Annotated in this window: 9 protein-coding genes; 1 reads left to right on the top strand and 8 read right to left on the bottom strand. The window is 42.9% G+C overall.

Annotated elements, in window-relative coordinates:
• On the top strand, positions 1–336 hold a 336-nt coding region (locus tag BQ7364_RS17985), incomplete at its 5' end, for a transposase (RefSeq protein WP_200798788.1).
• A 180-nt stretch (positions 337–516) separates the two neighbouring features.
• Here BQ7364_RS17985 and BQ7364_RS09210 read toward each other — a convergent pair.
• From BQ7364_RS09210 to BQ7364_RS09170, 8 genes are all read right to left on the bottom strand, one after another.
• Entirely contained in the window at positions 517–2,595 is a 2,079-nt protein-coding gene (locus BQ7364_RS09210; RefSeq protein ID WP_234973173.1) for a LamG-like jellyroll fold domain-containing protein, read from the bottom strand.
• Between the two features lie 83 nt (positions 2,596–2,678).
• Positions 2,679–3,917: an amidohydrolase family protein gene (locus BQ7364_RS09205; RefSeq protein ID WP_072684436.1), complete on the bottom strand. Its 1,239-nt coding sequence runs from the start codon at positions 3,915–3,917 to the stop codon at positions 2,679–2,681.
• Between the two features lie 600 nt (positions 3,918–4,517).
• Positions 4,518–5,537 carry an AbiH family protein gene (locus BQ7364_RS09200; RefSeq protein WP_072684435.1) on the bottom strand — a complete coding sequence of 340 codons (1,020 nt, stop codon included), beginning with the start codon at positions 5,535–5,537 and terminating at the stop codon, positions 4,518–4,520.
• 590 nt (positions 5,538–6,127) lie between these two features.
• On the bottom strand, positions 6,128–6,835 hold the full coding sequence (locus BQ7364_RS09195) for a M48 family metallopeptidase (protein ID WP_002566177.1): 708 nt from the start codon (positions 6,833–6,835) through the stop codon (positions 6,128–6,130).
• Positions 6,835–9,927 (bottom strand): type I restriction endonuclease subunit R, encoded by a 3,093-nt coding sequence (locus BQ7364_RS09190; protein ID WP_072684434.1) that lies wholly within the window; start codon positions 9,925–9,927, stop codon positions 6,835–6,837. The genes BQ7364_RS09195 and BQ7364_RS09190 overlap by 1 nt, the downstream gene beginning before the upstream one ends.
• The gene (locus BQ7364_RS09185; protein WP_072684433.1) at positions 9,924–11,090 is read right to left on the bottom strand and encodes a DUF3800 domain-containing protein; all 1,167 of its coding nucleotides are present in this window, start codon (positions 11,088–11,090) and stop codon (positions 9,924–9,926) included. Before BQ7364_RS09185 ends, BQ7364_RS09190 begins: the two co-directional genes overlap by 4 nt.
• A gap of 24 nt (positions 11,091–11,114) precedes the next feature.
• Positions 11,115–12,935, bottom strand: a complete 1,821-nt coding sequence (locus BQ7364_RS17535) for a restriction endonuclease subunit S (protein ID WP_083538512.1) — start codon at positions 12,933–12,935, stop codon at positions 11,115–11,117.
• A complete protein-coding gene (locus BQ7364_RS09170; protein ID WP_234973168.1) occupies positions 12,929–14,869 on the bottom strand; it encodes an N-6 DNA methylase in 1,941 nt (646 codons plus the stop codon). The genes BQ7364_RS17535 and BQ7364_RS09170 overlap by 7 nt, the downstream gene beginning before the upstream one ends.
• Positions 14,870–14,908 lie beyond the last annotated feature (39 nt).

The following is a 14,908-nucleotide window of genomic DNA, read 5'->3' as shown; positions in this document are numbered from 1 at the left end:
GAACTGGATCCGGAGCTCAAGGCGACTTATGAGCTCTATCAGAGTCTCCTTACCGCGCTCAACCGGAAAGATCCTGACGCCTTCCTCCAAGCTTGTCTGAATCCTGATCCTTTGATCTCCAAGCCCATGAATACTGCCATTCAGTCCTTAGTGGAACGGAAAGAGGCAGTGATCAACGCCTTGACTTACTCATTTTCCAATGGCATGATTGAAGGTACGAATAATCTGATTAAGGTCATCAAGCGCCTGGCTTTCGGTTATCGTTCTTTCATTCAATTTAAGACCCGCATTTTACTTATTTCTAACACCTTAGTTCCCTGCCGTTTTCTCAATTAAAAATGAGTCCCATTTTTGGAACTCATCTGCGTCTTTCTTGTTTCGGTTTTTCTCTCACCAACACTATTTTTGAAAGAGCCGAAACGTTTTTCATTAGAACATGGATGAATTAAAATTAAACTGTCCAACGCGGATTCGCGGCGATCTCAGCTGTCCTGTTCAATCCCTGACCGTTAAAAATCAGGAATAGGCTTGCAGAATGCGATCGAGTTCTTTCTGCGTTACCGGGATTGCGGAGCCATGCCGGACGTCGTTGTTAGGCAGCGTATAGTCGCCTTCTGCGAGCCACTCAAAATCAGCGTCTTCTCCTAATTGGGAAAAGCGGGCGACATAGAAACGCTGATTCGGGTAATTGTCTACGTACAGATAGAAAACGCCGGACTCATGCAGCGACGGCAGCGTAAACGGTCCTTCAATATACTTGCGGTTATAGATAAACAAATCATCATAACGGCGCGTAAACCCCGCAGTCAGATCCTGGGTGCCTGCATAGAAGATCGTCTGCGCCGCCTCACGTTCATCTTTATAAAGCATCCAATATTGACCATGCATGCGCAGGATTGTGCCGTCGATCACTTTATAGCCCGGATTGAACAGCGATTTGGGATAAGTAAAGGTTTCAAAATCCTGGGTTGTCACCGCAAACATGGATCCGCTTTTCGGATCCTGCGCATCGGAATAATAAATCACATACTCTCCGGCAATGGGATCATACGTCATTTCCGGCGCCCAGGCCCGGCTTCCGGTGCTGTACAGTCCTTTATCGAACCAGGCGATCCGATGCAATCCATGATTGCTTAAATTCACAAGGTCTTCGCTTTTCCAGACATAGATCGAAGGATTATCATACCCTTCCGTCGCCAGAATCACAAATTGACCTTCGGCGTCGCGGCCGATAAACGGATCGCGGACCCGTCCGGTTCCCAGCTTACTGGTCAGAATGGCCTGTCCCTGATTCAAATCAGTCCAGTGCAGACCGTCCAGACTGTACGCCAGCTTTCCTGTTTCCTTACCGAGATCGCCGTTGAAATACGATAAGATATAACCGGCATAAGCGTCAAGCACAACGGCTTCGATCGTCACCGTTTCCTGCTGATCTCCCTGTCGGAGCGTCGCTTCCAGTTGGACCGGCACACGTTCGTCTTCCGGATTTATTTTGATCAGAACATTGTTTTCCAATCGAATTTCACCCGAAACCACCTTCCATTCGATCACGCTGTCATTTTCACCCACAGTTGGCAGCGGACTCCCCGCATTCAGCAATGTGCCCAATGTAATCGGCAGCGCTTTGACATCCCGAAGCAAGCGGGTTGCCGGTGTCTGAGCCCGGATAGTGATCGGGAAGTCGCGCTGGAACTGACGATTTTTGATTTTAGTTGAGAGCGTTAGCGTAATCTGTTGATCCCCCTGCTCCGGAGTTGGAACGGTGATCACGCCTTCGTTGTTTTCGACTTTCAAAAAAGCTGGATTGCTGCTGGTCCATTGGGCTTCGTACTGACTGTCCACCTCAGGATACAGCGTCAGGTTTTCTCGCAGATCCTCCGCATTCGGAATGGTGATTTCACTGAGCAATACCTCTGGATAAAAACGGTCGAATTCATCTTCGATTTCTGAAGCGCTCAGGGCTTTTTTCCGAATCTGAAAATCCTGGAACTGTCCTTCCATGCAATCGCCGTAAGCAATCGCATCCTTGCCGACGACAAGCCAAGATTTTTCGATCTGATTGATCGAAGCGCCCATTTGCCCTGTCATTGCCGCCTGTCCATTGAGATAGACCGTTGCTTGCGTTCCTTCAAAAACAATCACAATTTGATTGTAGCGATGGGTATTCAGCGTAAATTCGCTGTTGGAAATCAGCCACTGTTCCTGCCCTTCGGCTTTCATCTGCAGCGCCATTCCCTGCAAAGTTCCGTCTTCCCGGGCCGTCAGGTTGGTCAGCTTCATCATTTCCTGCTGCTCGTTGACTACGGAGATCAGCGGCAGATCCGGAACGTTTGTCGACGGCTTGATCCAGAAGCTGAGGGTCGCGGTATCGCTGCCGTTCAGGATCGTGCTTTCCATCGTATGCTCCGCGTCGCTGGTTAAAAGATAGGCATCCATTTTAATCCCTTCGCGCCATGTCCATTCCGGAGCTTTCGTTGAGTTGTAATATTCGACCTCCGCAGTATCCGCCGCCAGACTGGTATCGGCCACGTGTGTTGTCTTTGGATTTTTCTGACAACCGCCGAGCAGACAGAGACTCAGCAGTGAAAGGATCATTTTGTTCAAGATTGACAGAGAAATCATTCCTTTCTTATTTTCTTATCTTTTAGTATACAAGAAAATAAGCATGAACACCATGCTTACTTCAAGGTTTCCGATATCAGTTTCTTCATCAGCTGCCGCTGCCGGACAACAAGCTCAGCTTCGTTAAGAACGCAGCCTTTCCGATTTTTGACTTTCCATTGCCCGGCGACCATGACATGTTCGATCCATTCTGAGCGGCCGTCGAAGACCCAGTTCTGCAGGACGTCGCTGAACTGCGGCGTGCTGATCAGCGGCTGAAAATCCGGCTCGTCCATTCGGATAAAAATAAGATCGGCCTGCATTCCAGGCTTCAGACGGCCGGTCTGCGGCCATCCGCAGCAGCGTGCACCCCACTCCGTCGCCATTTTCCAGACGATTTGTGCAGGATTGAGAACATGTTGATCCCGCAGAAGCAGATACTCACATTTCATAACATCCATGAACTGCAGTCTTCCCCAATCTGTGCCTAATCCGATTTCAATCCCCTGATTAAGCATTATTTTCAGGGGACTGACGCCGTTCTGCGACTTTAGATTGGAAATTGGACAGTTGATCATCCGTGCGCCTCGTTTTGCGGCAAGTTGGATCGCCTCTGCCGGAGCTTTACAGTTATGAATGAGAACGCTGTGTTCATCGAGCAGGCCGGCTTGAGCATAAGCTTCAATCGTATTTCGATAGCCTTGGGATTGAATGGCCGAGGCAGCCAGATCCGTTTCCATGCAATGCGCTTTGAACATTGTCTGCGGATGATTTTGTTTCCAGAACTGTGCTTGGGTGCAGCGATCCTGTGACCAGCTGCTTTCCTCCGGCAACGGCAGCGCTGTTTTTAACAGCCCCTGATCATCTAATTGTGATGGATCATCCGCTTCCAAAGTCAGACGGATTCCGCACAGCTCGCCAGCTCTTTTCTTGGCTTGATAATCTTGTTGAAACAAGCGGCAGTCAAAAACGGTCGTTACGCCTTGCTTCAGCATCGATATATATTCATACAGCGATAGTTGAATCTTTTCTTCTTCTGTGCAGCGGTTTAACGCATTGACAAATCGTTGTTGAAGCTGTCCCTGCGGCGTGTCGTTGAGCCATTGCGCCACCGGCATATCCATAAACAAGCCGCGCGTGACAGTGCTGGTGCCATGAAAGTGGGCATTGACCATACCGGGAAGAACTAACAGATGACTGCAATCCAGTTCTTCTGAGTCATTACAGAACTCAGCGATCTGATCCTGATCAATAACTAAATTACCTTGAATTAAGCGATCATTCTCATTATGATACCAGGCATTTTTCAATTTCATAGAATTTCCTCTTGTCTTTTCATTTTTGATTTGTCGTAGTAAGATATTGCGTAAAATTAAAAAGATTAAATTTCAAACTATAACATTGATATTACAAATTATCTTTTTCCAGGTTTATATTCATTGTATGAACCAATAAAAGCAGGATTTTCTGGTTTATCTATTCACATGATTTGTTCCTGATAACCTAATTAGAATAATACTGCCAATAATAGTAAAAATATATTTTTCATAGCATTTAATTAAACTCACTAATATAAAATATATTATGACATAGTAAATCAAACTAGACAATTACTCTCTCTTCCTAGTAATTTAGAATTTCCTTATTAATTCCTCCTTCCTTATCTTTCATTATATTCTTTTTCAAAATATTTTTTTTAAATGTCTTTAGATTTTTTGATTTATAATGAAATAAAATAAATTTTTCTGATATTTCTTTCTATTTTTAAACCTTTTGGAAATCCATCAATCATTTTTCCAATGTTATTAATAGAAATGTCCATCTGATATAAAATCTTTTCAGTAACATCAAATTCATAAAGTTTATCTAGTAATAGCATTCATAATAATCAATTTTCTTTCTTTAATTAAATTGTCCTATTTATATAACAAACCATTTGGCACTAAATCATAATTTAATTTAAGTACATCCAAATTATGTTTCATTCTATTTATATCTTCTTTTGTAGCCCCTTCATAATAATAACAAGTTACATATGCGGTTTTGTTAATTCTACTAAAAACTGACATATCAGCTTCACCTAATGAGTGTCCTAAAATAATGACTTCATCAAATCGTTCTTTATCTAGTATTCTTTTAACATTGTTTCTCGAGTAAAGTGCATCCTTATTTTTTTTATCTATTAATGTGAAAAGTTTAGATTCATTCTCTTCAATTGAACTCTCTATTTCATTAAATAATCTTCTTAAATTCTCCTTTTCGTATAGATTTCCATCTTCATCTTCTTCATAATATAACATCTTTTCTTGAAAAGCATATTTATCTTTACAAGGAATTTCAGTTGGATATCGTGTATCCATCATTGACTCCATCAATTCATCTAATGCATCAGTACCTATGGCAATATTATTATCATTAATATGTCCATGAATATGAATAATGTCTCTAATGGAATATACTTTTTCAACAACATCTGTATAATTAAAATTAATAATCAATCTAGATTCCTTTAATATGTCTTTTATTCTTTCTCTAGGGGTAATATTTTTAAAAAATTTTTGATTACAATTTTTTCTTAAATATTTTATAAAATTTTTTTCAAAATTTGTCAGTAATTCCACAAGCTCTTGAACCTTATTTACTTCGCTTAAGAACTCTTTAGACTCCAAATGTAAATAAGCAATTTCGCCATATTTATCAAATCCAAATTCAGAAATAATACTTTCTAATATTTCAGAAACATCCACATATTCCCTATTTTTCATTATATCTATTACTAAATTTTTATAATTTTCTTCAATATTATTCCAATTTTCACCTTTGAAAATTTTGTATTTTTGCAAATATTTTTCATTTGATTCTATAAAATTTTTAAATTGTGTTGGTAAATTATGACCTAAATCAAATCCATTTCCAATTATAACTAATTTATTCATAGCAGTACCTCTTTTAAATATTTTCTCATATTGATATTGTATAATTTTTAGACATAATTATTGACTATACAAGTTAAAGGTTTTAAGCCGTAACAGAAAACACTTATTTTAATATGATATTTTGACATATACCGAGCTCTATTGACCAAAAATGAATAAATTTCATTTTTGGTCAATAGGAATATATTTGTTATTAATATCATTTTCGTAGATATTTTAAAATACGAGAAATATAACTTCACCAAACATTTTTAAATAGTTTATCGAATAGATTTTGTACTCAATTTGTACTTAGTGATACCTTAAATATGCTAAAAGTGCCTAATAAGGCACTTTTTTCAATTTTCTATTCCCACTCGCCGAGTTAAATCCATTTCTAAACTTTTTTGTATAGAGGATTTAATTCGTCGTGGTTTTATTTGATACAGATTATCCTTATCCTAAGGTCTATTCGGACTTTTGCTATCAAAAATCTATCTGGGCCATCCTATCACGGGTTTTGCTTGAGACTGATGAATTGGTGGCTTGGAAGTATTATAGCATGGTTTTGTCGAGTTTTCTAGTGAAACTTCACTTTTCCTAATCTGACATTACTCACTCATATAATCAAGCATTTGCTGATTCAATTTTTCCTTTACTATTCGCCACTCCGGTAAGAAAATATCCATATACTTCTGGAATTGCTCGTTGTGATTTCGCTCTAACAGGTGTACCAATTCATGAGTTACGACATAGACAAGACACTCAGGAGTTTTTTTCGCAAGCTGGAGATTGATCCAAATTCTTTTTTGGTCTATATTGCAAGTTCCCCATTTGGTACGCATGTTTTTGACCTTCCACTCAGATGCATGAACACCTACAACTTGTTCACATTTTTGTATGACTTCCGGCAGCTTATTTTTAAGTTGATTTCGATACCAATCATTCAAAACACGCTCGCGCTGCTCCGTAGTGCTTTCAGGTCGCACTTGCAAAATCAAACGCCCATCTGTAAGGGACACCCCGTTCCTAACATTTGAGTATTGTACATCCAGACGATAACGTCGCCCCCAAACGTAATAGGTTTCTCCGGTCACATACTGTCGCTTTGTTTGTCGTGCTTGTGCTTCAAAGTTTGCACGCTGCTTTTTTATCCAAGAAATTCGGGATACTGCAAACATTCGGATAGCATCATCTCCGGCGGAGTACGGCACAGTAATTTGGACTTTCCCATCAGGAGGCAGAACGCGAATGTACATATTTTTGATGTTCTTTTTTGTAACAGCAATGCTCATGTTGCCGATTTGTATTTCATCCACTAAAACTCACTCTGCTCCTTTACCAATACAAGCAACCGGTCAGCTTCCTGGTCATCTTTCACGATAGCCCGAATAGCACGCCAGATTTTACGCTCTTTGATTTTGCTTCCCCGAAAATTATCTTGTTTGCTGGACATGACAGCATCATAAATCTGATTCACCACAACCGCATTCCCGTTAAGATGGTCATAAAATGCTCGCTTAGCGGCACTCTCCCGGATTTCCGGAGGATATTCCGTTCCGCTTTCCGGCTTATGTACTTTCCTTGCCAGTTCTACAACTTGACGCAGATACTCCTCGTAGTTGATCACATCATTTTTGCGCTTTTCAATCAATTCACGAAGGAGCGCAGACATCTTTTCATAGTATTTTGGGTTACTTTGGGTTTTTTCAACAATTTCCTTGCCAATATTGTTCTCGATAGTCTCTGCAACTGCTTCCTTCTCTTTGGGTGTAGAGGCAGGCATATCCTTCAGCGCAGAAATCCCGTTGTCTACCAACAGCTCAACCAGTGTTGCTCCTCCAAAGGAGGTCAATACACGACTGGGATCAGCCGACAAATAGGTATCGATTAAATGGCGCATGTCCGGATCATATTTCTTCAAATCCACATAGTCGCCACTAGCCAGACGCACATCGTCACGCACCTTGATGTAGTAGGTAACTTCTCTCTCCAGCGCCTTGATCTGTTCCACAGTATAGTGGTACTTTTCCTGCAATTCGCCCGATACTTCACCAAAAGCGCGAAGAGCTGTCGCTGACAGATTGTAAAGCTGTTCCCGCTTGGGCATATTCTCTTCCAATTCATCCAAGTCAAAAGCTTCGGTGTTGGCACCACAGAAATAATGGTAGTAGTCCACCATATCTTTGGGTGGAGCCACAGGCTCACACAACGCGCGAAGAGCTTCCAGAGAGTCCTCCAGCTGTTCCTTAGCCTTGTCCAAACGATCTGTCAGCAAGCCAGAGACATCTTCCTTATCGTAGCAGTCAAATGCTTCGGAAGTATAGTCTGCAACCGCATTTTCCAAGGAGCGAAACAGGTCTTTGTAGTCAATAATATACCCAAATTCCTTATCTTCACCATCCAGACGATTGACACGGCAGATTGCTTGGAACAAGCCATGATCTCGCATAGACTTATCAATATACAGATAAGTGGCAGGTGGTGCATCAAATCCTGTCAGTAGCTTGTCCACTACGATCAGCAGTTTCATCTGTTCCGGCTGCTTAATAAATTTTTCCTTGACCTCTTTTTCAAATGCCTTCGGGTCTTTTCCACCCAGCATCTTCATGTAGATCTCGTATTGCTCCACAGCCTCGGTCTCGCCATCATCACCTACGGTTTCAGTGCGAATATCGCCCACCGCCGGTTCGTATGAAGTCACGATGGCACACTTGCCCTTCAGCTCGGTTTCCTGAAACAATTCGTAGAATTTGCATGCCTGATAGATACTACCAGCCACCAGCATGGCATTACCCCGACCATCGTGCAGGCGCGGTTTTGTCTCCATATCAAAAACAATATCCGCTACAATCTGTCCTAATCGGGCCTTGGAGCTGAACATCTTTTGCAGATTGCCCCAACGCTGTTTCAACTTAGCTTTTGCCACACCGGTCAGACCGCGCGTTTTTGCCTCAAACCAGGCGTCGATTCGATCCTGCTGGACAACATTCTGCTCTACTTCTCGGGCCTCATAACGCAAATCCAGAACTACCTTATCCCGCACCGCTTCATCAAACTTATAGCGATGAATATAAGGGCCAAATACCTCCAGACTGGTCTCCTTATCCTTTTTCATCAATGGAGTACCGGTGAAACCGATAAAGGTAGCATTCGGCAAAATGGTTTCCATCGCTTTGTGGAGCTTGCCGGATTGGGTACGGTGACATTCATCCACAAAGACATAGAAATCGCCTTTGGGAGAGAAGTTTTCCGGCAGCGAGCGTTTCAGTTCCTCAATAAATTCGGCATAATCAGACTCATCACTTTTTCCTCTGCTTTTCTTGCCGAATTTATGGATAAGGGAACACATCATAACAGGAGAGGTATCATTGATTTTCTGGATCAATTCGCTTCCCCGGCGAATGCGGACAATGCTCTCATTGACTCCGGCAAACACCTGCTCGATCTGCACATCCAGCTCGTCCCGGTCGGTGATAATCAGGATACGGCTATTAGAAATATTCTCTTTGATCCACTTGCTGAGCCACACCATGGTCAAGGATTTTCCAGAGCCTTGGGTATGCCAGATGATACCGCCCTCATGACGCCGCACAAAATCCCGCGCTGCCATATTGCCAAAGAACTGATTAGGCCGACAGGTCTTTTTCACTCCGCTGTCAAATACGATAAAATTGTGCAGCAGCTCTATAAACCGTTCTTTTCGGCACAGAGAAATCAGGTTTTTGTCCAGACGCAGGGGATATTTTTCGATTTGATCACGCACTTTTACGGAAACATCATCTTTGGCATTAGGATCTTCTTTCCAGGAAAGATAATACTTTTCCGGTGTGCCAGTGGTACCGTAACGAGCCCCCTCCGAATCATTGCCAGCCAGGACAAGCCCAATAGTTGCAAAAAACTGCATGATCATATCATGGCGCTGGTTAGTCAAGTTTTGACGGATACCCTCAGACATAGAAACTGTGCTGCGTTTTAGTTCGATGACAGCAAAAGCGATACCGTTGATGTATAGCACCAAGTCAGGACGCTTGTGCTTGATAGTGACTTCCTCGGCAATGTAAAAATCATTTTCCAGCGGATGCTCCCAGTCCACAAACTGGACGGTGATTTTATGCTGGCCGACGAATTCGCTGACCTTGACGCCGTAGCGCAGCTTTTTATAAGTCTGCTCGTTCAGATCGTAGAGGTTTACCGACTGATCTCCGGCAGCATCTTGCAGCTCCTTCAGAGCACGACTGATGAGTACCGGCGAATAACCCTTGCCAGTCAGGAATTTCGTCAACAGTTCGGTTTCAATATTGGAGTTTTTCCTCTCGGTAAAATCGCCCAGATATGTATATCCAAGTTCCTGGACAAATAAATTTATGACACGCTTCTGCGTGGCTTTTTCCCGTTGGCCGATACTCATGGCTCTCCTCCTCCACTTGAATATAATTCATCGAAACAAGCTGCATGCCGCGAAAAATCCGACTCGGCAATATTTTGAATAATTACTTGGCACCAATGCTGGTATTCAGAATTAAAAAACAGATTATTACGCATTTTCTTTGAGCATTTTGGTGCAAACATATCCTTCACGCAAAAGGCTAACGCCCAACTTTGGATTGGAACAGTAAACTTTATGTTTTTCGTTCCTATTTTTTGTAAGAATCGTGCGGACTGCGTTAATATCCACTCATTTTCAGGTGACCACTCCGTTTTTGTATCCCAGCATCGTACGATGGTATTTATTATTTTACAAAAGATGCTTGCGACATTGTCTGCCAGTTGAATCAGTTCCTCTGCTTGACTATCTGCAAACTTAACAGCCACATCGAAATGTTTAAGTTCTTGCTTTAGCATTTCATCGATGCCTGAAATATTATCATGAACAATATCAATTTTTCTGGTATCACAGTTGTGTTCAATTTCAATCACTTCCAGCAACTCTGATAGGGCATTAAGATTGATAAGATTAGCAAATTTCCGATTCGAATAACTTCCAAATTTAAGAAAATCATTTGCAAATATTTCTTCGAATCCTTTGTTCTGAATCTCTGAAACAGCAAAAACCAATCCATTTCCAGCCGGCGGAATATGTTGATATGAATAGGTTTTTAAGTATTCAAACAGATCATGCACGCTTGCCTTTGTAGCTCGTTTTGTTAGTTTGCAAAATGTTGCAAATAACTCATCTTTTTCTTGAGAAAGGTCACTCACCAGCGAGTAATATTCTACCGGGAACTGTTCTCTTGCTCGTTCTCCCAAAATGGCAAATAACAAAAGCGATGCCAGATAGAATTTTTTATCGTACAAACATATAGAAAAATGAATGTCGTCTATAATATTATTCAGAAAATATTCTAAAGCATCGTTATTTTCTTTTGCAAACAGAGAGTTTCCTTTCAGTTCTTTCTCAGATGCAAATCGGTTCTTAAATGCTGCATATTTCTGACGAAGCAGCTGCTCACTTTGCAAATCATGAGCAACAACAGCTGCCAAACAAAAATGGCGCTGTGTTCCATAATTTAGTTTTTCATTCTTATCAATTATGCCACCAGTATTTCCCGCTTCATCTAGAAATAGACGCATTCAATATGTCACCTCCCGTAGGTATTAGCTTTCAAATAAATCTTGGCACTTTTTAATTGCTCGCTGAATCTCCGAATCGCAAAAATAGGCCTTTTTCAGTTTAGCTATCCATTCTTTATTTGAGGAAATCAAATTCTTAATCGAGGCTACGGAAATTTCCTTGCCTTCCTGCTTTAAGTCACAGATTGCCATATCTACCGTTGCAAAAAGCTCTAGATCATTAACATTTGTGTACTGGAACTGGGATATCAGCCAATCTATATCTGTTTGTTTCCCCCAGTCCTGCAAATAGGCCAGTGCCCGCTGCATTTGCGCACCTTTTTCAAAACAGCTACCCTTTTCATTTCTTTTGACCAAGATATACTTATTCTTTTGAGCAATCGGCTCACCGCCTTTATAGCGGACTTCATCAGCGTAGGGACCAGCCGCTTTTTTATGGAAGGCGGAAATATCCGCTTGTTCCTTGCGGCGAACCAAATAGAGCAGTTTCTGAACTTTTTTACGCCCAAGAGGATACTTTTCAGAGTAGAAAGCATTTACAATTCCTGCAATCATAACTGCATCATCAAAATGCTGATTGTGGGCCTGCTGAGGCTGTTTTTTCTGAACCGCATGTGTCTGCGGCTGATCTTTGCCATCTGCATCTACCAGTCGAATCCGCCCGGTAAGTAGTTCCTGCATCATGCCCTGCTTGATCTGTTGGTACTTCGCCAGTTTCTTTTCCAACTGTTCAATTTCACTGTCCATATCAGAAAGCGTTTGAGCTATCATCGTACGCTCTTTGAGATTGGGATATGGTATTGTAAACTCACGAATATCTTCAATCGTCACAGTAGCTTGTGCTCCACCTTTTGTAACATTGCGTATTTGCTGCTGCCCAGATTCAGATAAAAAATAATAAAAAGCATAAACGGCATCTATTTCATGATAGAATTTTGCAATTCCAATCGCTCCACCACAAAATGCGACTTTGTCTCCGGGGAACAATCCAATATTCCCCACACTTGCACCTACGATAGAAAAAAGCAAACAAACCGTATTTAAAACTATTTTGTCAAATACTTTGGCAATATCAGTGGGAAGATAGTAATCTGTGGCAAATTCAAACTTTCTCCCTTCAAAATTCTTGGTTTGAATCATTGGCATTGCATTAGACTGCGGATGTTCAAGCAAATGCGGTTTAATTATAGATGTATAATCAAAGCCTGTTTGCTTCGTGACTATACTGCAAAGCTCACCTACTTTTCTAGTTTCCCACTTCCCAGAAAACCCCGGCAGGCGTTTTTTGCCGGTGAGCAGTTGCTGCATGGCACCCTGCTTGATGGCTTTCTTTTTCTCAATCAACTTTTGCAGAGAGGAAATCAGGCTATCTACATCGGAAAGGGCTTTAGCAATAGCGGCTTGTTCTTCTAATGGTGGAAGTAATATTTCCGTATCACAAATAATCCCATTATACAGTCTAGAAATAGTACTTCCTTCAGATGAAGCCCACTTTATCACTTTGTAGTATTGGGCTAAATAATCGTTAGAAAGCTGGCTCTTATCGATTTTTAGCCAAACAATATTCGAATCTTGAAAATAAGCGGGACGTCCGTCAAATACAACGGCTCTGCCCAATGTTCCTGCCGCAGAAATGAGCACATCCCCTTTTTCCGGGTATGAATATTTAGCCTTATATTCTTCGTATAATTGGTTCGATATATAGGCATCCGCTTCTTTTCCAAACGTGCCTATTTTGTAAAATGGAATATTTCCAATTTTACTGGTCTGATGCGCAAAAATACGTTTACACATGCAAACTTCTGCAACTTCACCCAGCTTTTTTATTTTCCATCCGTTCACCATACGAACCCCATCCTTTCCAGATGAGATTTGACCTTGGCCTCGAACTGGTCCACTTCATCCTCACATTCTTTCAGGGTATACTCATACCGCTCTACCAGCTGGGTCACACGAGCAGAAAGGTGATGGGACACCGCCTCGTGAATGGCGTCAATTCCGCTGTAAAGGGCGGCAAACCACTTTTCCTCTACCAGCAAATGGCGAATCTCCTTCAGCGTCAGCTGGGGGTACTTTTTCTCCAGTTTGGTGTCCAGGTCTGCCTCGGCCTGCTTAATTGCCTTCTTGTAATTGCTTTCGGCATCCAACAGGGACATATACTCTTTTAATGCAGCCAATTCTTCCTTGGCAGCGGGGTCTTTCTTGATTGCCTTGATTCGGGCGCCAACGGTGGCTTTTTTCAGATCGTCCAGCTGAGCAAACAGTCCATCCTCGCCGCCATTTTCTTCGGCCAGTTCTTCCAGTTTGGCGGACACCTCATCCAGTTGGCCCCGAAGGGTATCCAGTGCCTTGACATCCTCACCGAAAAAGTGTGCAGCAATCAAAGCCTTGGGGAGCAACTTGCCCTCAAAGCCCTTGATCTTATCGGTCTTGACCTCGATGGTCTGACCGTTTTCTTTTTTCTTCTTGGTCACATACTCATAGGCAATTTCTCGCCCGGCCTCATAGCCGTCATAACAGACCGCATACACATCGTCCTGCATGGTCTCCGCCCAGTACTCCATCAGCACTTCATAGACATCGTATTTGTTGAGAAGAGGTACCTGGGCAAAATCATCAAGGAGCAGCTCGGAAATTTTGGCAACCAGCTCTTTGGGTTGAATGTCCCGGCTGAGTTCCATCAAATCGTGGGTAACGGTCTCCTTCCATTGGGCATAGGCATCGTCCACCTGGTCGGCATGGCGGATAAACTCCGGGTGGGAGGTAATCGTGGAAACCACTTCGTCCTTGTCCACCGCCGGACACAGATATCCCGGACGCAGCGGCTGAAACAGGATTTCCTTCAAAGATGGATATACCGCCCAATATTCCGCCATGCTGTCCACATCGGTTTCTGGAATGCCGCCGTTTAGGTGAGCATTGATGTCCTGTAAATCTTCCGGCTCGCTGCTATCAATATAGCGCGGGATATTCAGGTTGTACTCGTTGGTGACTTTGATCTCCTCGTTCGGAACAAACCGGGCATACTTGGGGTCCGATTCATCCATTGTAAGGAAGGTGGTCACGATCTTGTGAATATCCTGTTCCCGCAGGCGGTTCTTGTTGCCATCCTTTACATAGCCTTTGCTGGCGTCAATCATGAAAATGCCGGTACGATCAGCAGCATCCTCTTTGTCCAACACCAGAATACAGGCAGGAATTCCTGTGCCATAGAACAAGTTGGCAGGCAGACCAATAATGCCTTTGATATATCCCCGGTCAATGATCTTTTTGCGAATATCAGCCTCGGCATTGCCTCGGAACAACACACCATGAGGCAGAATGATTGCCGCCTTGCCGGTAGATTTCAAGGATTTCAGGACATGCAGCAGCCAAGCGTAGTCGCCGTTTTTCTCCGGCGGCACGCCCAACACAGCCTCGCTGTATCGCCCGTAAGAATCAGGGATCGTAATACCGTCCATCCAGGATTTATCCGAGAAAGGCGGATTGACTACGATGTAGTTGAAGGTTTTGAGCAGTTCAGGGTTGTTCTCATCTTTATACTGGGGTGCAGACAAGGTGCTTTTATTGCCGACAATGACGCCAGCGCCCTTGTTGTGTAGGACCAGATTCATGCGGGCAAGACCGGCGGTGGAGTTGTCCTTTTCCTGTCCATAGATGGAAATCTCGCAGGGGGCCTCATCCGCCGCACGAATCAGCAGCGAACCGGAACCGCAAGCAGGATCGTAGACTGTCATGCTGGGGTCGGTAGCTTTATCAATACCGATTACCTTTGCCATGATACGGGAGACTTCGCCCGGCGTATAGAACTGACCCTT

It is taken from the genome of Holdemania sp. Marseille-P2844 (assembly GCF_900120005.1).
In the GTDB taxonomy this organism is placed as follows: domain Bacteria; phylum Bacillota_I; class Bacilli_A; order Erysipelotrichales; family Erysipelotrichaceae; genus Holdemania.
This window is presented reverse-complemented; position numbering and strand designations above follow the sequence as displayed.

Bases quoted from the DNA above. Each gene is read 5' to 3' on its own strand.
- BQ7364_RS09185 (WP_072684433.1), bottom strand. From the start codon at position 11,090: ATGCGTCTATTTCTAGATGAAGCGGGAAATACTGGTGGCATAATTGAT.
- BQ7364_RS09200 (WP_072684435.1), bottom strand. From the start codon at position 5,537: ATGAATAAATTAGTTATAATTGGAAATGGATTTGATTTAGGTCATAAT.
- BQ7364_RS09205 (WP_072684436.1), bottom strand. From the start codon at position 3,917: ATGAAATTGAAAAATGCCTGGTATCATAATGAGAATGATCGCTTAATT.
- BQ7364_RS09170 (WP_234973168.1), bottom strand. From the start codon at position 14,869: ATGGCAAAGGTAATCGGTATTGATAAAGCTACCGACCCCAGCATGACA.
- BQ7364_RS09190 (WP_072684434.1), bottom strand. From the start codon at position 9,927: ATGAGTATCGGCCAACGGGAAAAAGCCACGCAGAAGCGTGTCATAAAT.
- BQ7364_RS17535 (WP_083538512.1), bottom strand. From the start codon at position 12,935: ATGGTGAACGGATGGAAAATAAAAAAGCTGGGTGAAGTTGCAGAAGTT.
- BQ7364_RS09210 (WP_234973173.1), bottom strand. From the start codon at position 2,595: ATGATCCTTTCACTGCTGAGTCTCTGTCTGCTCGGCGGTTGTCAGAAA.